This window comes from Ornithinimicrobium sp. CNJ-824 (genome assembly GCF_001942405.1).
GTDB classification, from domain to species: domain Bacteria; phylum Actinomycetota; class Actinomycetes; order Actinomycetales; family Dermatophilaceae; genus Ornithinicoccus; species Ornithinicoccus kibberensis.
Map to the genome: position 1 here is coordinate 81,039 of NZ_MKKA01000060.1, position 24,300 is coordinate 105,338.

A 24,300-nucleotide genomic window follows, 5' to 3' on the forward strand; every position below is an offset into this window, starting at 1 on the left:
ACCAGCGGCGTGACCTGCACGTCCGCGGGTAACGATGTGGGAACGATCGGCGCCACGCACGGGTCGACCCCTTGTGCTCGGGGGTGTCCGCCTCTACGTTCAGGGCACCGGGCGACGCAGTGGTCGCCCCCATCGACACGAGGAGCACCATGAAGCCCACCTCTCTTCGCTCTCGGGCGTCCGTAACCGCCCGTGGGGTTGCCGCCGTCGCCGCGGCCACCCTCGTGCTGGCCGCGTGCGGGAACGGGGACGACGACCCCGCCGCCCCCGCGGACGACGACACCGCCTCCGAGGAGACCCAGGACGACGACGCGGAGGCCACCGGCGCCGCCGGTGAACGCGACCTGACCCTCGAGGTCGGCACCGTCCTGCCGCAGACCGGGGCGCTGGCCTTCCTGGGCCCGCCCGAGGAGGCCGGTGTCCTCCTCGCCGAGAAGCACATCAACGACGCGACATGGGGATCACGGTCAACGTGACCCTGGGCGACTCCGGCGACCCGGACAACCGGGCCTACGCCACCACGGTCCCGCAGCTGCTCAACGCCGGTGTCAACGTCATCGTGGGGGCGGCGTCCTCGGGCGTGTCCAAGCTGTTCATCGACGAGGTCGTGGCCGCCGACACGCTGATGATCTCCCCGGCCAACACGGCCCCGGAGTTCACCGACTGGGAGGACAACGACCTCTACTGGCGCACGGCCCCCTCGGACCTGCTCCAGGGCGAGGTGCTCGGCAACCTGATCGCCTCCGACGGCGTGGTCAACCTGGGGATCATCTACCTCAACGACGCCTACGGCACCGGCCTGGAGGCCCAGCTCACCGAGACCTTCGAGGCCGCCAACGGCACGATCGTGGCGAGCGAGTCCTACAACGCCGGCGACACCACCTTCGACGCGCAGATCAGCTCGGTCATGGCCCAGAACCCGGACGCCATCGCGCTGATCACCTTCGAGGAGGCCACGACGATCATCCCGGCGCTGGACGCGGCGGGCTTCGACACCGGCAGCCTCTACTTCGTCGACGGCAACCTGTCCAACTACGGCGACGAGTTCGACGCCGGTCTGCTCGAGGGTTCCAAGGGCACCCAGCCCGGACCGGACCTGGGCGACGACTTCCGCGGCGAGCTCAACGACGTCTGGACCGCTGCCGGCAACGACGAGCTGGAGGACTGGAACTACGCGGCCGAGTCCTACGACGCCGTGATGCTCAGCGCGCTGGCGGCCCTGGCGGCCGACTCGGTCGACGGCCCCGACATGGCGGCCAAGATGCAGGAGGTCTCCGGTGGCACCGGCGGCGGCGAGAAGGTGAGCGACTTCGCCGAGGCCGCCCAGATCATCGTGGACGGCGGCGTGGTCGACTACGACGGCCCGTCCGGCCCGATCAGCTTCGACGAGAACGGTGACCCGACCGAGGCCACCATCGGCATCTTCGAGTACGACGGGAACAACGAGCTGGTCCGGCAGAACTGACGGCACGGCACGAGGAAGGGCCCCCGGGACGCGTCCCGGGGGCCCTTCCTTGCGTACGAGGGGCAGGTCCGGGTCAGGAGGCCTCGTCCTGGCCCAGGGTGCCCAGGTAGAGCCCGATGACCCGCTCGTCGTTGAGCAGCTCCCGGCCGGTCCCGGTGTGGGCGTCCTGACCCTGGTCGAGGACGTAGGCGCGGTCGCAGATCTGCAGGCAGCGGCGGGCGTTCTGCTCGACCATGATGGTTGTCACGCCGGCCTCGTTGATGGAGGAGACCCGGATGAAGGCGTCGTCCTGACGCACGGGGGACAGACCCGCCGACGGCTCGTCCAGCAGCAGCACGTCCGGGCGCATCATCAGCGCCCGGGACATCGCCACCATCTGCCGCTCGCCGCCGCTCAACGAGCCGGCCACCTGGTTGAGGCGGTCCTTGAGCGCAGGGAAGATGTCCAGCACGAAGGCCAGGTTCTCCTTGACGACCGTGGGTCGCTGGTAGGCGCCCATCTCCAGGTTCTCCTGGATGGTGAGGGTGGGGAAGACGTTCTCGGTCTGGGGGACCAGGCCCACGCCCTTGCCCACGAGCTTGTTGGCCTTGAGGTTGGTGATCTCCTCGCCGCGCAGGCTGATGGTGCCGCTGCGCACGTTGACCAGGCCGAAGATCGCCTTCAGCAGGGTCGACTTGCCGGCCCCGTTGGGGCCGATGATCCCGATGAGCTCTCCGTCGTAGGCCTGCAGGTTGGTGTCCGTGAGGATGTCCACGCCCGGCAGGTAGCCGGCGGTGACGTCCCGGACGTCGATCACGAGCTCCCGTCCGGGGGCGGTGGTGGACGTGGCGACGCCGGGGGAGGGGTGCTCGGTGTGCTCGCTCATGGGATGCGGTTGCCCTCCTCGTCGTACCGGCCGGTGATGACACCGATGTCCTGGTCGAGGTGGCTGCCCAGGTAGGCGTCCACCACGGCCTCGTCCTTCATGACCTCCTGAGGCGGACCCTCGGCCACGACCCGGCCCTCGGCCATGACGACCACCCAGTCGGCGATGTGCCGGACCATGTGCATGTCGTGCTCGACGAACAGCACCGTCATCCCCTCGCGCTTGAGGTTGACCACGTGGTCGAGGAGTGACTGGACCAGCGCCGGGTTCACGCCGGCCATCGGCTCGTCCAGCAGCACGAACTCCGGGTCGGTCATCAGGGCCCGGGCCATCTCGAGCAGCTTGCGCTGCCCGCCCGACAGCGCGGCGGCGTAGTCGTCCTTCTTGTCCAGCAGCCTGAACTTCTCGAGCAGGACCAGGGCCCGCTCCTCGATCTGCTTCTCCTGGGCGCGCCAGGTGAACGGCAGGACGGAGAAGAGCAGGCTCTCCCCCTTCTGCTTGCTGGCGCCGAGCTTCATGCTGTCGAGCACGGTGAGCCGGTTGAGGACCTTGGTGAGCTGGAAGGTGCGGACCTGACCGCGCCGCGCGGCCTTCCACGCGGGGATCCCGGCGAGGGAGCGCCCGTTGAACTCCCACTCGCCGGTGTCGGGCCGGTCGAACCCGCTGAGCAGGTTGAACAGGGTGGTCTTGCCCGCACCGTTGGGTCCGATCAGCGCCGTGATGGCGTGGCGCGGGATCTCCACGTGGTCGACGTCCACCGCGTGCACACCGCCGAAGGACCGCGTGATGTGGTCGGCCACGAGGATGGGATCCTTCTTGGGCACCCCGGGTCGCGCCGGGCCGGTGGCCAGGTCGACGGCCTTCTCGCCGTGCACGGTGGGCGCCAGGTCCTCGGTGGCCACGAGGTGGTCGTCGTCGTGACTGGGCTGGTTACTTGACAAAGGTCATCTCCTTCTTGTTCCCCAGCAGTCCTTGCGGGCGGAACGCGACGAGCAGCATGAGGGCCAGACCCACGAGGACGTAGCGCAGGTAGCCGGCCTGCGTCTCGGTCATCGGCAGCCAGCCCTCGCCGGCCATGGCGGGCAGGACGCCGGACAGGAAGGCCATCAGCGCCCAGTAGATGACCGCGCCCAGGACGGGCCCGAAGATGGTGGCCGCACCGCCCAGCAGCAGCGCCGTCCAGACGAAGAAGGTCAGGCTGGGCAGGTAGTACTGCGGGATCACCGCCGAGGGGAGGGCGATGACGACCCCGCCGAGGGATCCCAGCACCCCGCCCAGGACGAGCGCCTGCATCTTGTAGGCAAAGACGTTCTTGCCGAGCGAGCGGACCGCGTCCTCGTCCTCCCGGATGCCCTTGAGCACGCGCCCCCAGGGGCTGCGCATGATGAGCCAGACCAGCAGGACGGCCACCGCCACCAGGACGAGGCCGAACAGCCGCGCCCACCACTGGTCGGAGGTGTAGGACCAGGGGCCGAGGGTGAACGAACCGGCCGGCAACGGGTTGGCGTCACGGAAGCTGGCGTGGTAGCCGCCCAGGCCGTCGGCCGAGTTGGTCCACTCGTCGAACAGCTGCGTCTGGAAGAGCAGCCGGACGATCTCGGCCGCCGCGATCGTCACGATCGCCAGGTAGTCCGCACGCAGCCGCAGGGTGGGGATCCCCAGCAGCACGGCGAAGACGACCGCGCCGGCGATGCTGACCCCCATCGCCGCCCACCAGGGGAAGCCGAAGCTGAGGATGGAGATCGCGTAGCCGTAGGCGCCGATCGCCATGAAACCGGCCATGCCGAAGTTCAGCAGCCCCGCGTAGCCGAAGTGGATCGCGAGCCCCAGCGCGGCGAGCATGAACCCGATCGTCTCGGTGGAGAGCATGAAGCTCAGCGTGTTGTTGAGGATCTGGCCCCAGTCCATCGCAGTTCTCCCTTGCCGCTATCCGATGCGCGCCGTTCGACCCAGAAGTCCCTGGGGCCGCACGAGCAGGATGATGATGAGGACGCCGAGGGCCCCGACGTACTTGATGTCCGAGGGGATCCACAGGGTGGAGACCTCCACGAGGATCCCGATGATCAGGGCCCCGAGCAACGCCCCGAAGGCGGTGCCCAGACCGCCGAGCACCACCGCGGCGAAGATGAGCAGCAGGATCTGCATCCCCATGTCCCACTTGATGCCCGGGCGGAAGTAGGCCCACAGCACGCCCGAGAGACCGGCGAGCGCGGCCCCGGCGACCCACACGATCCGGGTGACCCCCTCGACGTCGATGCCGCTGGCGGCGGCCAGCGGCCGGTTGTCCGCGACGGCGCGGGTGGCCTTGCCGGTCCTGGTCCGCAGCAACCAGTAGGCCACCGCGAGCAGGACGACCAGGCTTAGGCCCATGCTCACCATGTCGATGGTCGACAGCCTGATCGGACCCAGGATCTGGTGCTTGGTGCCCCCGGCCCCCGGGAGCTGGCTGGTGCCGCCGCCGATGAAGAACTGGAAGACGTAGCGCAGGGCCAGCGAGAAGCCGATGGTGAGGATCATCATCTGCACCAGCCCGATGCCCCGGCGGCGCAGCGGCCGCCAGATCCCGGCGTCGATCAGCCAGCCGAAGGCCCCGCTGAGCACCACGGCGAGCAGGATGGCCAGCCAGATCGGCCAGCCGAGGTCCACCCCGAAGACCAGCGCGACGATGGCCCCGAGCGTCACCATCTCCGCGTGCGCGAAGTTGGTCAGCCCCGTCGTGCCGAAGATGAGGGACAGGCCGATCGAGGCCAGGGCCAGCATGAGCCCGAAGTTCAGCCCGTTGATGAGCCGTTCGACGAACTGGTCGAGGAAGCTGGTCGTCTCCCGCTCACCCTCGCCGAGAAAGAAGTTGGCCGGCTGGAAGAACTGCGACCCGTAGCTGACGGTGAGCGGGTTGTCGCCGGTGACCGTCACCCCTTCGGGCAGCGTCTCCTCGTCGACGAGCACCTCGTAGGGGTCGGTCGTGGGAACCCCGATCCGGGCCTGCCCGCGGTCGCTGGTCACGGCCTCCGCCTCGAACCCGCCACCGCTGAGCACGACGCGGGCACCCTCGACCGGCTCGTTGTCGTAGCGGATGTTGACGGTCACGACGTCGTCGTACTCGTCGACGCCGACCTGCGAGGGGTCCGACCCGCCCTGCGCCAGCGCGGCGACGGGGGAGAGGGCGACGAGCAGGACCGCGAGCAGCACGCCCAGCAGGTGCCAGGGCCTGCGGACGCACGGGCGCTCAGGGAACGAGGTGGTGGGCGGCACTGCTCCTCCAACCTGGGAAGGTCACGGGTCACGGTATGACGTGACGCACCCGCGGCGGGTGCGTCACGTGGGCAGAGCATAGGGGAGCGAGGTCGAGCCCGACAGGCTCCGGACGCGGCCGTGTCCGGATCGTGACCTAGGCGGACCCCGGAGGTCCTTCGGGGCGGTGGCAGACCAGGATGGCCGTTCCCGGCAGCAGCCGGCCCCGGGTGGCGCTCCACCCGCCCCACACGTGGTCCGCGCCCTGCGGCCACTCGGGCTCGACCAGGTCGGTGAGCACGAGCCCGGCGGCGACCACGGCGCGGACGAGGTCGCCCAGCGTGCGGTGGTGCTCGCTGTAGGTGGCGGTCCCGTCGTCCGTCTCCTCCACGTACGGACGCCGGTCGAAGTAGGGGTGCGTCGCGCGCAGGCCCTCGGGGCCCGGGACGTCGGGAAAGGCCCACCGCACCGGGTGGGGCAGGGAGAAGACGCACCGCCCGCCCGGCCGCAGCACCCTGGCCCACTCGCGGAGGGCGGCTCCCGCGTCCGGCACGAAGGCCAGCACGCCGTGGGCCGTGAACACCACGTCGAAGGACGCGTCGGCGAAGGGCAGCCGCGCGCCGTCGGCCTGCACGAGGGCCGGCCGGCGGGCCGTGGGCGCCCCGTCCTGCAGCCGGGCCCCCACGGCGAGCATCGCCCCGGAGAGGTCCGAGGCCACGGCAAGGGCGCCCCGTCCGGCGCACCACCGGGCCCCCTGCCCGCGCCCGCCCCCACCTCGAGCACCTGGGCGCCGGCCAGCTCGCCCAGCAGGCCCAGGTCCGTCTCCGTCCAGCCTCCGGGCCCCACGTCAGCTCGTCGTCCCCCAGGAAGCCGCCGTGCTCGGCGTGGTAGGCCTCGGCCTCGGCGTCCCACCAGCCGCGCCCAGCACGGACCGCCTCGTCGTGGCCCATCGGGCGACGCACCACCCGGTCGGGCGTAGGCTCGGTGTCCACCGTCCCAGTGTGCCAGCGGCCGCGCCGCCGCGGCCGCTTTGACCTGCGTGCGTGCCGCGGATAGGCTTGACCGGCGCGTCGCGTGCGCTCGTGCATGCTCGGCGGCGGCCGGCGCGAACACCCACCGTCCATCTGAATTCCTGTCCACAATCGGAGCCCCTACTACATGACTGCAACCACGGCCGAGAAGGCCATCTCCCAGATCGCTGTCAACGACATCGGGTCTGAGGAGGAGCTGCTCGCAGCGATCGACGCGACGATCAAGAACTTCAACGACGGCGACATCGTCGAAGGTGTCATCGTCAAGGTCGACCGCGACGAGGTCCTGCTCGACATCGGCTACAAGACCGAGGGTGTCATCCCCTCGCGCGAGCTCGCCATCAAGCACGACGTCGACCCCTCCGAGGTCGTCTCGGTCGGCGACGAGGTCGAGGCCCTGGTCCTCCAGAAGGAGGACAAGGAGGGCCGCCTGATCCTGTCCAAGAAGCGGGCCCAGTACGAGCGCGCCTGGGGCTCGATCGAGAAGGTCAAGGAGGAGGACGGGGTCGTCACCGGCACCGTCATCGAGGTCGTCAAGGGCGGCCTCATCCTCGACATCGGCCTGCGCGGCTTCCTGCCCGCCTCCCTCGTCGAGATGCGTCGCGTCCGGGACCTGCAGCCCTACGTCGGCAAGCAGATCGAAGCCAAGATCATCGAGCTGGACAAGAACCGCAACAACGTGGTGCTGTCCCGCCGGGCGTGGCTGGAGCAGACGCAGTCGGAGGTGCGCACCACCTTCCTCAAGGAGCTGCAGAAGGGCCAGGTCCGCTCCGGCGTCGTCAGCAGCATCGTCAACTTCGGTGCCTTCGTGGACCTCGGCGGCGGTGTGGACGGGCTCGTCCACGTCTCCGAGCTGTCCTGGAAGCACATCGACCACCCGGGCGAGGTCGTCGAGGTGGGTGACGAGGTCACTGTCGAGGTCCTGGACGTCGACATGGACCGCGAGCGCGTCTCGCTGTCGCTCAAGGCGACCCTCGAGGACCCGTGGCAGACCTTCGCCCGCACCCACGCCATCGGCCAGGTCGTGCCCGGCAAGGTCACCAAGCTCGTCCCCTTCGGCGCGTTCGTGCGGGTCGAGGATGGCATCGAGGGCCTCGTGCACATCTCCGAGCTGGCCGAGCGCCACGTGGAGCTGCCGGAGCAGATCGTCAGCGTCGGTGCCGAGGTCTTCGTCAAGGTCATCGACATCGACCTGGAGCGTCGTCGCATCTCGCTGTCGCTGAAGCAGGCCAACGACGCGCTGACGGCCGAGTTCGACCCGACCCTCTACGGCATGGCCGCCGAGTACGACGAGCAGGGCAACTACAAGTACCCCGAGGGCTTCGACCCCGAGACCAACGAGTGGCTCGAGGGCTTCGAGACCCAGCGCGAGAAGTGGGAGAAGGAGTACGCCGACGCCCACGCCGCTGGGAGGCACACAAGGCGCAGGTCGAGGCGGCCGCCGAGGCTGCCGACTCCGACGACGGGGTGGAGGCGGCCCCGGCGAGCAGCAGCTCGTCCTACTCCTCCACGCCGACCGCCGCCGAGGAGGCGACGGGCACCCTCGCCTCCGACGAGGCCCTGGCCGCCCTCCGCGAGAAGCTCACCGGCAACTGAGAGCAGCAGACCGGGGCGGCCACGGCCGTCCCCGGTCCTGGGGGAGCCCGATCCGGACAGGGTCGGGCTCCTCCTGCGTCAGCCCCCCGACACCATCCGAGGAGAGCAGATGAGCACCAACACCACCAGGCCCGACGGGCCGGCTGGGCCGCCGCCACCGACGGTCACCCCGGGGCTGGCCCCCCGCGTCTTCTGGCCGGCCGCCGTCCTGATCACCACCTTCGTCCTGGCCGCCGCCATCTTCCCCGCGCCCATGAACCGGGGGCTGGAGAAGGCCAACGAGGTCGTGGTCAACACGATCGGCTGGTACTACGTGCTGCTGACGTTCGTGTTCGTCGTCTTCACGATCTGGCTGGCCATCAGCCGCTACGGCGAGATCCGGCTCGGCCAGGACGACGAGGAGCCGGAGTTCAGCTACGTCTCCTGGTTCGCGATGCTGTTCAGCGCGGGGATGGGGATCGGGCTCATGTTCTGGGGCGTGGCCGAGCCGCTGTTCCACTTCGCCGGGCCGCCGCCCGGCGTCGCCGCGGACACGCCCGCCGGCCTGGCGAACGCCGCGATGGGCCGGACCTTCCTGCACTGGGGGCTGCACGCCTGGGCGATCTACATCATCGTGGGCCTCGGCGTCGCCTACGCCGTCCACCGCAAGAAGCTCCCGGTCTCCATCCGCTGGGCCCTGCGGCCGCTCCTGGGGCGCCGGGTGGAGGGCTGGCTAGGTGACGTCATCGACGTCGTCGCCGTCGTCGGCACCCTGTTCGGGGTCGCGACGTCCCTCGGGTTCGGCGTGAGCCAGGTGGCCGCGGGCCTCGACTTCGTCGGGCTGACCGACGGCGTGGGCGCCTGGGGCCAGGTCGCTCTCATCGCGGTCATCACCCTCATCGCGACCGGGTCGGTGATGACGGGCATCGGCAAGGGCATCAAGTGGCTGAGCAACATCAACCTGGCGTTCGCCGGGCTGCTGCTGCTCTTCGTGCTCGTGGCCGGACCGACCCTCTTCCTGCTCCGGGACATGGTGCAGGCCGTCGGCTTCTACCTGCAGAACTTCTTCTCGATGAGCTTCTCCACGCTGCCCTACCAGGAGGAGGGCCCGGCCTGGCTCGGCGGCTGGACGACCTACTACTGGGGCTGGTGGATCAGCTGGTCGCCCTTCGTGGGGATCTTCATCGCCCGCATCTCCAAGGGCCGCTCGGTCCGGGAGTTCATCACCGGGGTGCTCCTCGTGCCGACCCTGCTCACCATGGGCTGGTTCACCGTGATGGGCGGCACCGCCCTGCACCGGGAGATCTTCGGCGACGGCGGTCTGGTGGGCGAGGACGGGTCGGTCGCGACCAACGAGGCCCTGTTCCAGATGCTGGACGCACTGCCGGGCGGACCCTTCCTGTCCGGCCTGGCGATCATCATGATCGTCATCTTCTTCGTCACCAGCTCCGACTCGGGCTCCTACGTGGTCGACATGATCGCCAACGGCGGCAACCCGGACCCGCCGGTCTGGAGCCGCGTCATGTGGGCCGTGCTCGAAGGGGCGATCGCAGCCGTCCTCATCGTGGCCGGGGCGGCCGCGGGCGTCGAGGGCGGAGGCCTGCAGTCCCTCCAGACGATGGCGATCATCACGGCAGCACCGTTCACCCTCGTGATGATCGGCATCATGATCTCGCTCGTGAAGGCGTTCATCGCCGAGGAGAAGTGGCGCGACCAGGTCGAGCGGCGCATCCTGACGCGGGAGCTCGCGCTGGAGGCGCAGGAGCTGCAGGACGACCCGCAGCCCGGGCTCGAGGGCGGACGGGCCTGAGGCGACCCCCCCTCGTCCGGGTCCGACGGGAACAGGACCGTCGGACCCGGACGTTAGCCTCGGTGATATGCGCCCCACCACCGACCTGCAGCGCACGGTCGCCCCGTTCCGGGTCGAGTCCGAGTTCAGCCCCGCCGGGGACCAGCCTGCCGCCATCGCCGAGCTGTCCAGCCGGATCGGGGCCGATGAGCAGGACCTCGTGCTGCTGGGGGCCACCGGCACCGGCAAGTCGGCCACCACCGCCTGGCTCATCGAGCAGGTGCAGCGGCCGACCCTGGTGATGGCGCCCAACAAGACGCTCGCCGCCCAGCTGGCCAACGAATTCCGCGAGCTGCTCCCGCACAACGCGGTCGAGTACTTCGTCTCCTACTACGACTACTACCAGCCCGAGGCCTACGTCCCGCAGACGGACACCTACATCGAGAAGGACTCCTCGATCAACGACGAGGTCGAGCGCCTGCGGCACTCGGCGACCAACTCGCTGCTGACCCGCCGCGACGTCGTCGTGGTGGCCTCGGTGTCCTGCATCTACGGCCTGGGCACCCCCCAGGAGTACGTCGACCGGATGGAGCGCCTCCGGGTCGGGGACACCGTCGACCGCGACGACCTGCTGCGGCGGTTCGTCACCATGCAGTACACCCGCAACGACACGGCCTTCACCCGCGGGACCTTCCGGGTGCGCGGGGACACCGTGGAGATCATCCCCCAGTACGAGGAGCTCGCCGTGCGGATCGAGTTCTTCGGCGACGAGATCGACCGGCTCTACACCCTCCATCCGCTCACCGGCGAGGTCGTGCGCGAGGAGGAGGAGATGTACGTCTTCCCGGCCTCCCACTACGTCGCGGCCCGGAGCGGATGGAGCGGGCCATCTCCTCCATCGAGGCCGAGCTGGCCGACCAGCTGGCCCGGTTCGAGCGGGAGGGCAAGCTGCTGGAGGCCCAGCGGCTGCGGATGCGCACCACCTACGACATCGAGATGATGCGCCAGGTCGGCAGCTGCTCGGGCATCGAGAACTACTCCCGGCACATCGACGGGCGGGGCCCGGGCTCGGCGCCCAACTGCCTCCTGGACTACTTCCCCGAGGACTTCCTCCTCGTCATCGACGAGTCGCACGTGACCGTGCCGCAGATCGGTGCGATGTACGAGGGGGACATGTCCCGCAAGCGCACCCTCGTGGACCATGGCTTCCGGTTGCCGAGCGCGATGGACAACCGTCCGTTGAAGTGGGAGGAGTTCCTCGAGCGCATCGGCCAGACCGTCTACCTGTCGGCCACGCCCGGCGACTACGAGATGGCCAAGGCAGATGGTGTCGTCGAGCAGATCATCCGCCCCACCGGCCTCGTCGACCCGCAGGTCGTCCTCAAGCCGACCAAGGGGCAGATCGACGACCTCCTCCACGAGGTCGGCGAGCGCACGGCGCGCAACGAACGGGTCCTGGTCACCACCCTCACCAAGAAGATGGCGGAGGACCTCACCGACTACCTGCTCGACAAGGGCATCCGGGTGCGCTACCTGCACTCGGAGGTCGACACCCTGCGACGGGTCGAGCTGCTCCGCGAGCTGCGGCTGGGGGAGTACGACGTGCTCGTGGGCATCAACCTGCTGCGGGAGGGACTCGACCTGCCCGAGGTCTCCCTCGTCAGCATCCTCGACGCGGACAAGGAGGGGTTCCTCCGGTCGGCGCGGTCACTGATCCAGACCATCGGGCGGGCGGCGCGCAACGTCTCGGGCGAGGTGCACATGTATGCCGACAGCATCACCCCCTCGATGGCCGAGGCCATCGAGGAGACCAACCGTCGCCGGGACAAGCAGCTGGCCTACAACGCCGCCCACGGCGTCGACCCCCAGCCGCTGCGCAAGCGGATCGCCGACATCACCGACATGCTCGAGCGCGAGGACGCCGACACCGAGACCCTGATGGGCAGCGGACGCCGGCAGTCCCGGGGGACCGGTCGTGGGCGCGGCGCCGCGGCCGCGGTCGGCAGCTCGGTCATCGAACGACGCTCCACCGAGTCGTTGCCGGCGGTGGAGCTGGCCCAGCTCATCCACGAGCTCAGCGAGCAGATGCACCAGGCGGCCACCGATCTGCACTTCGAGCTGGCTGCCCGGCTGCGCGACGAGATCGGAGACCTCAAGAAGGAGCTCCGGCAGATGCGCGACGCCCAGTGACGCCTGTGACAGAATGTCCGCGCCCATCGGAGGTGCGCATCCCGGCGACGTCCTCGTCCGGACGGTGCCCCCGGCCTGACCGGAAGGTAGCTGCATGACCGTCCCCACGTGGGTGTGGATCGTCACCCTCGTCATCATCGCCGTCATCTTCGCCTTCGACCTGCTGGTCCTGGGCCGGCGCCCGCACGAGCCCTCGCGGCGGGAGGTCTCGGTCGCGCTGACGATCTACGTGAGCCTGGCCGTGCTGTTCGGCCTCGGCGTGCTGCTCCTCGAGGGCGGTCAGTTGGCGGGGGAGTTCTTCGCCGGCTGGCTCACCGAGTACTCCCTGTCGATCGACAACCTGTTCATCTTCCTCATCATCATGGCCAAGTTCGGGGTGCCGCGGAAGTACCAGCAGTACGCCCTCATGGTCGGGATCGTCATGGCCCTGGTGATGCGGGCCATCTTCATCCTCGTGGGCGCCGCCGCGATCGAGCGGTGGTCGTGGGTCTTCTACATCTTCGGGGCCTTCCTCATCTACACCGCCGTCAAGCTGGCCCGGGAGAACCTCGGCCACCAGGGCCACGGCGAGGAGGAGTACGAGGAGAACGCCCTGCTGAAGGCGATCGAACGGCGCTTCCCGGTCACCAAGTCCTGGGACGGCGGCACCAAGCTGCGCGTCATGGAGAGCGGCAAGCGGGTGCTGACCCCGATGGCGATCGTCATCATCGCGCTGGGCACCACCGACCTGCTCTTCGCCCTCGACTCGATCCCGGCGATCTTCGGGCTCACGCAGGAGCCCTACCTGGTCCTCATGGCCAACGTCTTCGCCCTCATGGGCCTGCGCCAGCTCTACTTCCTGCTGGGCGACCTGCTCAAGCGGCTGGTCTACCTGGGCCTGGGCCTGGCCGTGCTGCTGGCCTTCATCGGCGTCAAGCTCGTCCTGCACGCCCTGCACGAGAACTCGCTGTTCTTCGTCAACGACGGCGAACCGATCCACGGCGTCCCGGAGATCCCGATCTGGCTGTCCCTGACGATGATCGTGGGCATCCTGGGTGTGACCGCGGTGGCGTCCCTGCTCAAGACGCGCAAGGACCGCCGCGACGGTCGGGACACCGAGGGTGACGACGAGCTCGACCTCGAGGAGGTCTCGCTCTTCGGCGAGCCGCACGAGCAGCCGCGCTCCGACACCCCCGACCTGCCGGGTCCGGCGGACCGGCGGGACGGGGAGGACTGACCAAGCCTTCCCCGGCCCTCACGCGCCGCTGGCTGCGGCCGGGTCGCGGCGCGGCACCCCGCCGCCTCCGCCACGGCCGAGCACGAGGATGCTCGCCAGCACCACCAGCGTCATCCCGACCAGCTGCGTGGCGGAGAGGACCTGACCCAGCACGAGCAGCCCGGCCAGCGCGGCGGCGGCGGGCTCGAGGCTGAGCAGGACCCCGAAGGTCCCCGAGCGCAGGTGCCGCAGCGCCATGAGCTCCAGGCTGTAGGGGATCGCCGAGGACAGCAGGGCGATGCCCAGACCACGCAGGAGCGCCTCGCCTGACCACAGGTCGGCACCGGCGGTCGCCAGCCCCAGGGGGAGGGTCAGGACCGCGCCGATCGCCATGGCCAGCGCGATCCCGTCCAGGCCGGCGAACCGTGCGCCGGTGCGCCGGCTCAGCACGATGTAGGCGGCCCAGCAGACCCCGGCGGTCGCGGCGAGCGCGATCCCGACCAGGTCCAGCTGGGCCCACGGCGTGGTCACGGCCTCGGAGATGAGGACCACCCCGGCCAGGGCGGCGGCGACCGCGGCCAGGTCACGGGGCCGGCGGGACAGCACGGCCGCCAGGGTCAGCGGCCCGAGGAACTCGATCGTCACCGCGACCCCGATCGGCAGGCGCGCCAGCGACCCGTAGAAGGCCAGGTTCATCGCGGTCAGGGCGAGCGCGAACGCACCGACCACGGCCCAGTCCGCGCGGGTGCGGCCCCTCACCCGTGGTCGGACGACGGCGAGCAGGATGAGGGCGGCCAGCACCAGTCGCAGGGCCACCGAGCCCAGCACCCCCACGAGGGGCAGGAGGGTCGCCGCGAGGGCCCCGCCGAACTGGACCGACACCACGGCCAGCAGGACGAGGCCCACCGGGGGGATGCCTCTGCGGGGGGCCGACCCGGGCGTGGTCACCACCCGCGGTCCCGCCACTCCGACAGGTGCGGCCGTTCCACCCCCAGGACCGTGTTGTCGCCGTGGCCGGGCAGGACCAGGGTGTCGTCGTCGTAGACGTCGAACACCCGGGTTTGGAGGTCGTCGATCAGCAGGGCGAAGTCCTCCGGCGACCAGGTCTTCCCCGGACCGCCGGGGAACAGGCTGTCACCGGTGAGCAGCACCACGGGCCGGCCCGGCACGGACAGCTCCAGGGCCACCGACCCGGGCGTGTGCCCCCGCAGCCCGACGACGCGCAGCACGAGCCGGCCCACCTGCACCGTGTCCCCGTGCCCCAGCCGGACGTCCACGGGGACGGGGAGCTCGTCGGCGTCGTCGTGCCCGGCCAGCGTGGTGGCGCCCGTCCGGCGGACCACGTCGGCCAGGGCCCGGTGGTGGTCCCAGTGGCGGTGCGTCGTGAGCACCTGACCCAGTCGGTCGCGGCCTGGGGATTCGACGTCCTCGGCGAGCAGGGCCCAGATGCGCTCGACGTCGTCGGCGGCGTCGACCAGCAGCCGGTCCCCGGTGGCCGTGCAGGTCAGCAGGTACACGTCGTTGTCCATCTCGGACACGCTGCACTTGCGGACCGTCGCGGGCCCCAGGTCGAGGACCCAGCTGGGTCCTCCGGGCTCCACGTGCCCGCGGGCCTCGGTGGACGTGCTCATCTGCTCCTCCTCGTCGGCGCGGCTCGGCAGGCCTCGGCGACCCGGGCCGGAGTCTACGGTCCGCCGACCCCGGGTCGCCAGGTGCGCTCAGACGACGAGCGGCCGGTCGGTGGGGCGGATGGGCGCCGGCAGCCCGGTGCTGCCGGTGAGGTGTCGGTCCACGGCCGCCGCGGCAGCTCGACCCTCGGCGATCGCCCATACGATGAGGGACTGTCCCCGGCCGCAGTCGCCGGCGGCGAAGACGCCGGCCAGCCCCGTCTCGAACCGCTCGTCCCGGGCGTAGGTGTTCTGCGGGGTCCGGGGGAGGACCTCCGCCGGGGCGGCCGTCTCGTCCGGACCCACGAAGCCCATGGCCAGGAGGACGAGCTGGGCCGGCAGGTCGCGCTCGGTGCCCGCCACGGGACGCGGCCGCCCCTCGGCCATCTCGACGTCGACCAGCCGCAGGCCGCGCACCCGGCCGTCCTCGTCGCCGAGCACCTCGAGGGTCGAGACCCCGAAGGCCCGGTCCCCACCCTCCTCGTGGGCCTCGCTGACCTTGAACAGCATGGGGTAGGTCGGCCACGGCTGGTGCGCGGGTCGCTCCTGCGGCGGGGTGGGCATGATCTCCAGCTGGGTCACCGACCGGGCCCCGTGCCGGTGGGCCGTGCCGAGGCAGTCGGCCCCGGTGTCGCCGCCGCCGATGATGACCACGTCCTTGCCGGCGGCGTCGATGCCCCGGTCCGCGCCGAGGGCCTCCCTGTTGGCCGGCACGAGGTACTCCATGGCCACGTGGACCCCGTCGAGGTCCGCGCCCGGCACCTCGAGCCGGCGGGGCACCGTCGACCCGGTGGCCAGGACCACCGCGTCGAACCGCTCGCGCAGCTCGTCCAGGCTCACGTCGTCGGGCCCGTCGCCGCCGACGGTGACCCCGGTGACGAAGCGCACGCCCTCGCCGCGCAGCTGCACCAACCGCCGGTCCAGGACCGACTTCTCCATCTTGAACTCCGGGATGCCGTAGCGCAGCAGCCCCCCGACGGCGTCGGACCGCTCGTAGACCACCACGGTGTGCCCGGCCCGCCCCAGCTGCTGGGCCGCGGCGAGGCCGGCCGGCCCGGACCCGACGACGGCCACCGTGCGGCCGCTGAGCCACTCGGGCTCCTGGGGTCGGACCCGCCCGTTGGAGAAGGCCCGGTCGATGATCGAGACCTCGATCTGCTTGATCGTCACCGGTGGCTGGTTGATCCCCAGCACGCAGGCCGTCTCGCAGGGCGCCGGGCAGAGGCGCCCGGTGAACTCCGGGAAGTTGTTCGTCGCGTGCAGACGCTCGATCGCGTCGGCGAAGTTCCCGCGCCGGGTGTGGTCGTTCCACTCCGGGATGAGGTTGCCCAGCGGGCAGCCGGCGTGGCAGAACGGGATGCCGCAGTCCATGCACCGGGACGCCTGCCGCTGCAGCACCCCGGTCTCCTGCTGGCCGTGGACCTCCTTCCAGTCCTGGATGCGGACCGGGACGGGACGGCTGGGCCGGTTCTCCCGCTCGCGGTGGGTCAGGAAGCCGTGCGGGTCAGCCATGCGAGTCCTCCAGGATGAGCTGCCAGGCGTGGGGGCCGTCGGGGTCGTCGCCGCGGGCCTCGACCTCGCGGCGGATGTTGAGCACGCTGGCGTACTGACGGGGGGTGACGACGGTGATCCGCGAGGCCCAGCCGTCGTCGGCGAGCAGCGCCGCGGCGACGGGGCTGCCGGTGAGGTCGAGGTGCTCCTCGACGAGGGCGCGCACCTCGGCGAGGTGGTCCGTGTCCGGCAACGGGGTCAGGTGCAGGTCGCCCTGCGCCATCGCCAGCGGGTTCATCCGCGCCGGGTCCAGGTCCAGCACGTATGCCGTGCCGCCGGACATGCCCGCACCCACGTTCCGGCCGGTGGGGCCCAGGACGAGGGCACGGCCGCCGGTCATGTACTCCAGGGCGTGGTCGCCCACGCCCTCCACGACCGCCGTCGCGCCGGAGTTGCGCACGCAGAAGCGTTCGCCCACGACACCGCGGACGTTGACCTGCCCGGACGTGGCCCCGTAGCAGAGCACGTTGCCGGCCACGACCTGCCCGGTGGTGCCGGGGACCACGTCGGCCGGAGGTGGTGCCCCCTCGTGCGGGCGGACCACGATCCGCCCGCCGGAGAGCCCCTTGCCGACGAAGTCGTTGGTGTCTCCCTCCAGCCGCAGGGTGATCCCACGCGGGAGGAAGGCCCCGAGGGACTGGCCGGCGGAACCGGTCAGGGTCAGCTCCACGGTGCCGTCCGGCAGCCCGTCGGGGCCGGCGGTCCTGGTGACGTGGTGGCCCAGGAGGGTGCCGACCGTCCGGTTGACGTTGGTCACCGGGAAGGAGGCCCGCACCGGGGTGCCGTCCGCGAGGGCCGGAGCCGCGGCCTCGACGAAGCGGTTGTCCAGCGCGGCGTCCAGCCCGTGGTCCTGGGTGGTCGTGCACCGGCGGGCGGCACCCTCCGGGAGCTCGACGCCGTGCAGGACCGGTCCGAGGTCCAGCCCGGACGCCTTCCAGTGGTCGACCGCGGCGGACGTGTCGAGCAGGTCGCTGCGTCCGACCACCTCGTCCAGGCTGCGGTAGCCCAGGGAGGCGAGCAGCTCGCGCACCTGCTCGGCGACGAACTCGAAGAAGGTGATGACGTGCTCGGCCCGGCCGGTGTAGCGGGCCCGCAGCTCGGGGTTCTGCGTCGCGATGCCGACCGGGCAGGTGTCCAGGTGGCAGACCCGCATCATGACGCAGCCGGAGACCACGAGCGGAGCCGTGGCGAAGCCGAACTCCTCGGCGCCGAGCAGCGCCGCCACGAGCACGTCGCGACCGGTCTTGAGCTGCCCGTCGCACTGCACGACGATGCGGTCGCGCAGGCCGTTGAGCAGCAGGGTCTGCTGGGTCTCGGCCAGGCCCAGCTCCCACGGGGTCCCCGCGTGCTTGAGCGAGGTGAGCGGGCTGGCGCCGGTGCCGCCGTCGTGACCGGAGACCAGCACCACGTCGGCCTTGGCCTTGGCCACCCCGGCGGCGACCGTCCCGACCCCCACCTGGCTGACCAGCTTGACGTGGATCCGCGCCTGCGGGTTGGCGTTCTTGAGGTCGTGGATCAGCTGCTTGAGGTCCTCGATGGAGTAGATGTCGTGGTGCGGCGGCGGGGAGATCAGGCCGACCCCGGGGGTGGAGTGCCGGGTGCGCGCCACCCAGGGGTAGACCTTGCCCGGGGGCAGCTGGCCGCCCTCGCCCGGCTTGGCGCCCTGCGCCATCTTGATCTGGATGTCGTCGGCGTGGACGAGATAGGCGGACGTGACGCCGAAGCGTCCCGAGGCGACCTGCTTCACGGCCGAGCGGCGTTCCGGGTCGAGCAGGCGGTCCACGTCCTCCCCGCCCTCGCCGGTGTTGGACTTCCCGCCCAGCCGGTTCATCGCGACCGCGAGGGTCTCGTGCGCCTCCTGGGAGATCGACCCGTAGCTCATCGCCCCGGTCGCGAACCGCCGCACGATCGAGCCGACCGGCTCGACCTCCTCCAGCGGCACCGGTTCGCGGTCGGGGACGAGCCGGAACAGGCCGCGCAGCGTCATGAGGTGCTCGGACTGGTCGTCGACGAGGTCGGAGTAGCGGCGGAAGACGTCGTAGCGCCCCTCCCGGGTGGCGTGCTGCAGCCGGAAGACCGACTCGGGGTTGAACAGGTGCGGCGGGCCCTCCCGCCGCCACTGGTACTCACCGCCCACCTCCAGCGCCCGGTGCGGGCTGATGCCGGAGAGGGGGTATGCCGTCGCGTGCCGGCGCTGCACCTCCTCGGCGATCACGTCGAGCCCGACGCCGTCGATCTGGCTGGTGGTGCCGGTGAACCAGCGGCCGACGAGCGCGCGGGAGAGGCCCACCGCCTCGAAGGTCTGGGCACCGCGGTAGGAGGCGATCGTCGAGATGCCCATCTTGGACATCACCTTCAGCACGCCCTTGCCGAGGGCCTTGATGAGGTGGCGGATGGCCACCTCGGGGTCGAGCCCGTCCAGCTGCTCGCCGGCGGCGCACAGCTGTTCCACCGACTCCATCGCCAGGTAGGGGTTGACGGCCGCGGCGCCGTAGGCGACGAGCAGCGCCACGTGGTGCACCTCGCGGACGTCGCCCGCCTCGACCACCAGCCCGACCCGGGTCCGGGTGTTCTGCCGGACGAGGTGGTGGTGCACGGCGCTGGTGAGCAGCAGGGAGGGGATGGGGGCGTGCTCGCGGTCGCTGTGCCGGTCCGAGAGGACCACGAAGAAGGCGCCTCCCGCGACCGCCTCGTCGACCTCGCGGCAGATCTCCTCCAGGCGCTGCTCCAGGGCCGCGGCGCCGTCGTCGACGCGGTAGAGCCCGCGGACGACGACCGCGCCCAGCTCGGGATGGTCCTCGAGGTCGATGCGTCGCAGCTTGGCCAGCTGGTCGTTGTCGATGACCGGGAAGTCGAGGACCACCTGGCGGGCGTGCTCGGGGGTCTCGTCGAGGAGGTTCGGCTCCGGCCCGGTGGAGCTGGCCAGCGAGGTGACGATCTCCTCCCGGATGGCGTCCAGCGGCGGGTTGGTGACCTGGGCGAACGCCTCGACGAAGTAGTCGAAGAGCAGGCGTGGCCGGTCGGACAGGACGGCGACCGGGGTGTCGGTGCCCATCGCACCCAGCGGCTCACCTCCCGATTGGGCCATCGGCGCCAGGATGACCCGCAGCTCCTCCTCGGTGTAGCCGAAGATCTGCTGACGGCGCGTCACCGAGGCGCCCGTGTGCCGCACGTGCACCTGCTCGGGCAGCTCGTCGAGCCGGACGAGGTTCTCCTCCAGCCAGCGTCCGTAGGGCTGCCGCGCCGCGAGCTCCCTCTTCACCTCGCGGTCGTCCAGGACCCGGCCCTGGGCCAGGTCGACGAGGAACATCCGGCCCGGCGCGACCCGGCCCCGGGCCACGACCCGCTCCGGGGGGACGGGCAGCAGGCCGGTCTCCGAGCCGAGCACGACCAGCCCGTCGTCGGTGACCCACCAGCGTGAGGGTCGTAGGCCGTTGCGGTCGAGGACGGCACCCACGAGCGTCCCGTCGGTGAAGACGAGGTTGGCCGGGCCGTCCCAGGGCTCCATGAGCATGGAGTGGTACTCGTAGAACGCGCGCACGTCCGGGTCCATCGTGGCGTCGTTCTCCCACGCCTCGGGGACCATCATGAGGACCGCGTGCGGCAACGACCGCCCGCCCAGGTGCAGCAGCTCGAGCACCTCGTCGAAGGTCGCCGAGTCGCTGGCGCCGGGCGTGCACACGGGCATCGCCTGCGACAGGTCGCCGGGGAACAGGTCGCTGGCCAGGGCGGACTGGCGTGCGTTCATCCAGTTGCGGTTGCCCTTGACGGTGTTGATCTCCCCGTTGTGCGCGACGACCCGGTAGGGGTGCGCCAGCGGCCACGAGGGGAAGGTGTTGGTGGAGAAGCGGGAGTGGACCACCGCGAGCGCGCTGGCGAACCGGTCGTCGGTCAGGTCGGGGAAGTAGCGCGGGAGCTGGTCGGTGGTCAGCATCCCCTTGTAGGTCATCGTCCGGGAGGACAGCGACACCGGGTAGGCGGTGGTGGTCCGCTCGATGCGCTTGCGCAGCAGCCAGGCCCGGCGTTCCAGGGGGAGCCCCGACTCCCGGACGCCCGCCGCGTCGGGCGGTGCGGCGACGACGAGCTGACGCATCACCGGCATGACCGCCCGGGCCGTCGGCCCGACGATCTCGGGCACGACCGGGACGTCCCGCCAGGCCAGCACCTCCAGGCCGGCGTCCTCCACGAGGCGCTCCACCTGCTCCTGGACCTGCCCGTCGCTGCCGTCCGCGGGCAGGAAGAGGATGCCGGCGGCATACTCCCCCCGGGACGGGAGCTCGACGTCCAGGACCGCCCGGAGGAAGGCGTCGGGCACCTGGACGAGGATGCCCGCACCGTCGCCGGTGTCCGGCTCGGCGCCCACGGCCCCGCGGTGGTCCAGGTTGTGCAGTGCCGTCAGCCCGTGCGCCACCACGTCGTGCCGGGGTTCGTCGTCGAGGGCGGCGACGAAGGCCACGCCGCAGGCGTCGTGCTCGAAGGCGGGGTCGTACAGCCCCTGCGCGGGGGGCCCCTGGTAGGGACGCGGGACGGGCACGGGGACGGTCATGGGTCGGCCCTCTCGTCGGGCGCCGGGCGGCGCGGGGTGGAACGCCCGGGGCGACACCGGCCCGCGCGAGGAGTGGGGGAAGCATACCTATGCAGTGGGGTGCATCACTACCCTTCGGGCTCGGGTGTGTCGGTGCGGAGACCTACAGTAGTGGGGTGCCGTCCTCCGTACCATCCCCGCCCGCCCCGTCCAGCACCGCCCCGTCCGACGGGCCACCCGGAGCGCCCGCCGCGCCGTTCACCCGTGCGCGGCACGACCGCATCCAGGTGCAGGGGGCGCGTGAGCACAACCTCAAGGACGTCTCCCTGGAGATCCCGCGCGACGCCCTCGTGGTGTTCACCGGCCTGTCCGGATCCGGGAAGTCGAGCCTGGCCTTCGACACGATCTTCGCGGAGGGCCAGCGGCGCTACGTCGAGTCGCTGTCCGCCTACGCCCGGATGTTCCTGGGGCAGATGGACAAGCCCGACGTCGACTTCATCGAGGGTCTCTCACCGGCGGTCTCGATCGACCAGAAGGCGACCAACCGCAACCCACGGTCCACGGTCGGCACGATCACCGAGGTGCACGACTACCTGCGCCTCCTCTACGCCCGCGTCGGCCGGCCCCACTGCCCCGTGTGCGGCGAGCCGGTCGAGCAGCAGACCACCCAGCAGATCGTCGACCGGCTCGCCGAGCTGCCGGACGGCACCCGGTTCCAGCTGCTCGCACCAGTCGTCCGGGGCCGCAAGGGCGAGTTCGTCGACCTGTTCGCCGAGCTGCAGGGCACCGGCTTCGCGCGCGCCCGCGTCGACGGGGAGGTCGTGCAGCTGACCGACCCGCCGGCCCTGGAGAAGCAGCGCAAGCACACCATCGAGGTCGTCGTCGACCGGCTCGTGGCCAAGCACGAGGAGGGCGGGGCGCCGACCGCCTCCTTCGCCCGCCGGCTGACCGACTCCGTCGAGACGGCCCTGCGCCTGGCCGACGGGATCGTGCTCGTCGAGATGGTCGACGTGCCGGCCCCCGGGGAGGAGCCGCGGCCGGGCCGTCCCGCACCGGTCGACGCCCAGGGCCAGCCGCTGCCGCGGGAGCGCCGCTACTCCGAGCGGATGGCCTGCCCCAACGACCACCCGCTGAGCATCGACGAGCTCGAGCCGCGCAGCTTCAGCTTCAACAGCCCCTTCGGCGCCTGCGCCGAGTGCACCGGCATCGGCTCCGAGCTCGAGGTGGACCCCGAGCTGGTGATCCGGGGGGAGGAGACCTCGATCGCGGACGGGGCGATCATCCCCTGGTCCACCACCGCGGGGCTCAACGACTACTACGCCCGGGTCCTCGGCGGCCTGGCCGAGGACCTCAAGTTCAGCCTGGACGTCCCCTGGCGCCAGCTCCCCGGACGGGCCCGGGACGCGATCCTGCACGGGCACAAGCACAAGGTGCACGTGCGCTACCGCAACCGGTTCGGCCGGGAGCGCAGCTACTCGACGGGTTTCGAGGGCGTGGTGCCCTACGTCAAGCGCAAGCACGCCGAGACCGAGTCGGACAGCAGCCGGGAGCGCTACGAGGCCTACATGCGCCAGGTGCCCTGCCCCGCCTGCAAGGGGGCCCGGCTCAAGCCGGAGATCCTGGCCGTCCTCGTCGGCGGGAAGAGCATCGCGGAGGTGTCCCGGATGCCCATCGAGGAGTGCGCCGACTTCCTGGCCCAGGTCGAGTACACCCCGCGCGAGCAGTCGATCGCCGCGCAGGTCAACCGCGAGATCTCCGCCCGCCTGGGCTTCCTGCTCGACGTCGGGCTGGACTACCTCTCGCTCGACCGGCCGGCCGGCACGCTGTCCGGCGGCGAGGCCCAGCGGATCCGGCTGGCCACCCAGATCGGCTCGGGCCTCGTCGGGGTGCTCTACGTCCTCGACGAGCCCAGCATCGGCCTGCACCAGCGCGACAACCACCGGCTGATCGAGACGCTCACCCGGCTGCGCGACCTGGGCAACACCCTCATCGTCGTGGAGCACGACGAGGACACGATCGCCCACGCCGACTGGGTGGTCGACATCGGTCCGGGCGCGGGGGAGCACGGGGGCGAGGTCGTGCACAGCGGCCCGGTCGCCGCCCTGCGCGACCATCCGACCTCGCTCACCGGGCAGTACCTCTCCGGCCGGCGCGCCATCCCCGTCCCCACCCAGCGGCGGCCCCAGGACGGCCGCGTGGTGACCGTGCGCGGGGCGCGCGAGCACAACCTGCACGACGTCGACGTGAGCTTCCCCCTGGGCAACCTCGTGGCCGTCACCGGGGTGTCCGGGTCGGGCAAGTCCACCCTGGTCAACGACATCCTCTACCACGTCATGGCCAACCAGCTCAACGGTGCGCGGCACGTGCCCGGGCGGCACCGGCGCGTCGAGGGCCTCGACCAGCTCGACAAGGTCGTCCACGTCGACCAGGGCCCCATCGGACGCACCCCCCGCTCCAACCCGGCCACCTACACGGGCGTCTTCGACCACGTCCGGCGGCTCTTCGCCGAGACCGCCGAGGCCAAGGTGCGGGGCTACCTGCCGGGCCGGTTCTCGTTCAACGTCAAGGGTGGCCGGTGCGAGGCCTGCTCCGGGGACGGCACCCTGAAGATCGAGATGAACTTCCTGCCGGACGTCTACGTGCCGTGCGAGGTCTGCCACGGTCGCCGCTACAACCGCGAGACCCTCGAGGTGCACTTCAAGGGCCGCACCATCGCCGACGTGCTCGAGATGCCGATCGAGGAGGCGGCGGAGTTCTTCGCCGCCGTGCCGGCCATCAGCCGGCACCTGACCACGCTGACCCAGGTCGGGCTGGGCTACGTCCGGCTCGGCCAGCCGGCCACCACGCTCTCGGGCGGCGAGGCCCAGCGGGTCAAGCTGGCCGCCGAGCTGCAGAAGCGGTCGACCGGCCGGACGATCTACGTGCTCGACGAGCCGACGACCGGGCTGCACTTCGAGGACATCCGCCGGCTGCTGGGCGTGCTGCAGGGCCTGGTGGACAAGGGCAACACGGTGCTCGTCATCGAGCACAACCTGGACGTGATCAAGAGCGCCGACTGGATCGTCGACATGGGCCCGGAGGGTGGCAACGGCGGGGGTACCGTCGTGGTGGAGGGCACGCCCGAGACGGTCGCGGCCCACCCCGGCAGCCACACCGGCCGGTTCCTGCGCGACCTGCTGACGACCGCCCGCCGGTCCACCGCCTGAGGAGGAAGAA

At 71.1% G+C, this 24,300-nt stretch carries 12 protein-coding genes and 4 pseudogenes; 7 read left to right on the forward strand and 9 right to left on the reverse strand.

All coding sequences use genetic code 11. The features are described 5' to 3' along the window. Positions 1–149 precede the first annotated feature (149 nt). Together BJF81_RS21215 and BJF81_RS15005 are read left to right on the forward strand one after the other, a co-directional pair. The gene (locus BJF81_RS21215; protein ID WP_342447164.1) at positions 150–476 is read left to right on the forward strand and encodes a hypothetical protein; all 327 of its coding nucleotides are present in this window, start codon (positions 150–152) and stop codon (positions 474–476) included. Continuing rightward, entirely contained in the window at positions 455–1,465 is a 1,011-nt protein-coding gene (locus tag BJF81_RS15005; protein ID WP_342447165.1) for an ABC transporter substrate-binding protein, read from the forward strand. The genes BJF81_RS21215 and BJF81_RS15005 overlap by 22 nt, the downstream gene beginning before the upstream one ends. Before the next feature lie 73 nt (positions 1,466–1,538). On the opposite strand, the gene BJF81_RS15010 is transcribed toward BJF81_RS15005, so the two are convergent. The 5 genes and pseudogenes from BJF81_RS15010 to BJF81_RS20580 all read right to left on the reverse strand — a co-directional run bounded on the left by BJF81_RS15010 (position 1,539) and on the right by BJF81_RS20580 (position 6,511). Next, on the reverse strand, positions 1,539–2,330 hold the full coding sequence (locus BJF81_RS15010; protein WP_083664279.1) for an ABC transporter ATP-binding protein: 792 nt from the start codon (positions 2,328–2,330) through the stop codon (positions 1,539–1,541). Further along, a complete protein-coding gene (locus tag BJF81_RS15015; RefSeq protein ID WP_141338811.1) occupies positions 2,327–3,217 on the reverse strand; it encodes an ABC transporter ATP-binding protein in 891 nt (296 codons plus the stop codon). Before BJF81_RS15015 ends, BJF81_RS15010 begins: the two co-directional genes overlap by 4 nt. Before the next feature lie 43 nt (positions 3,218–3,260). Further along, positions 3,261–4,238: a branched-chain amino acid ABC transporter permease gene (locus BJF81_RS15020; protein WP_075959010.1), complete on the reverse strand. Its 978-nt coding sequence runs from the start codon at positions 4,236–4,238 to the stop codon at positions 3,261–3,263. Between the two features lie 18 nt (positions 4,239–4,256). Next, positions 4,257–5,582 (reverse strand): branched-chain amino acid ABC transporter permease, encoded by a 1,326-nt coding sequence (locus BJF81_RS15025; protein WP_237770277.1) that lies wholly within the window; start codon positions 5,580–5,582, stop codon positions 4,257–4,259. Between the two features lie 136 nt (positions 5,583–5,718). Then, positions 5,719–6,511: pseudogene (locus BJF81_RS20580) on the reverse strand (class I SAM-dependent methyltransferase). Positions 6,512–6,719: 208 nt separating this feature from the next. On the opposite strand from BJF81_RS20580, the pseudogene rpsA reads away from it, so the two are divergent. From rpsA to BJF81_RS15050, 4 genes and pseudogenes are all read left to right on the forward strand, one after another. Beyond that, positions 6,720–8,188 (forward strand): annotated as a pseudogene (gene rpsA, locus BJF81_RS15035) (30S ribosomal protein S1). A 199-nt stretch (positions 8,189–8,387) separates the two neighbouring features. Further along, positions 8,388–9,977 (forward strand): annotated as a pseudogene (locus BJF81_RS15040) (BCCT family transporter); the annotation flags it as partial. 67 nt (positions 9,978–10,044) lie between these two features. Continuing rightward, positions 10,045–12,146 (forward strand): annotated as a pseudogene (gene uvrB / locus BJF81_RS15045) (excinuclease ABC subunit UvrB). Positions 12,147–12,240: 94 nt separating this feature from the next. After that, a complete protein-coding gene (locus tag BJF81_RS15050) occupies positions 12,241–13,362 on the forward strand; it encodes a TerC family protein (protein WP_083664281.1) in 1,122 nt (373 codons plus the stop codon). Between the two features lie 18 nt (positions 13,363–13,380). Here the strand turns inward: BJF81_RS15050 and BJF81_RS15055 are convergent, their stop codons facing one another. The 4 genes from BJF81_RS15055 to gltB form a co-directional block, all read right to left on the reverse strand. Next, entirely contained in the window at positions 13,381–14,292 is a 912-nt protein-coding gene (locus BJF81_RS15055) for an EamA family transporter (RefSeq protein ID WP_237770278.1), read from the reverse strand. Next, positions 14,286–14,972, reverse strand: coding sequence for an MBL fold metallo-hydrolase (locus BJF81_RS15060; protein WP_075959012.1), 687 nt, complete (start codon positions 14,970–14,972; stop codon positions 14,286–14,288). Before BJF81_RS15060 ends, BJF81_RS15055 begins: the two co-directional genes overlap by 7 nt. Before the next feature lie 87 nt (positions 14,973–15,059). Continuing rightward, on the reverse strand, positions 15,060–16,520 hold the full coding sequence (locus BJF81_RS15065; protein ID WP_075959013.1) for a glutamate synthase subunit beta: 1,461 nt from the start codon (positions 16,518–16,520) through the stop codon (positions 15,060–15,062). Then, entirely contained in the window at positions 16,513–21,105 is a 4,593-nt protein-coding gene (gene gltB / locus BJF81_RS15070) for a glutamate synthase large subunit (RefSeq protein ID WP_075959014.1), read from the reverse strand. Before gltB ends, BJF81_RS15065 begins: the two co-directional genes overlap by 8 nt. An 89-nt stretch (positions 21,106–21,194) precedes the next feature. Here gltB and uvrA point away from each other — a divergent pair, with 89 nt between their 5' ends. Beyond that, entirely contained in the window at positions 21,195–24,290 is a 3,096-nt protein-coding gene (uvrA, locus tag BJF81_RS15075; RefSeq protein ID WP_083664283.1) for an excinuclease ABC subunit UvrA, read from the forward strand. Positions 24,291–24,300: the final 10 nt, after the last annotated feature.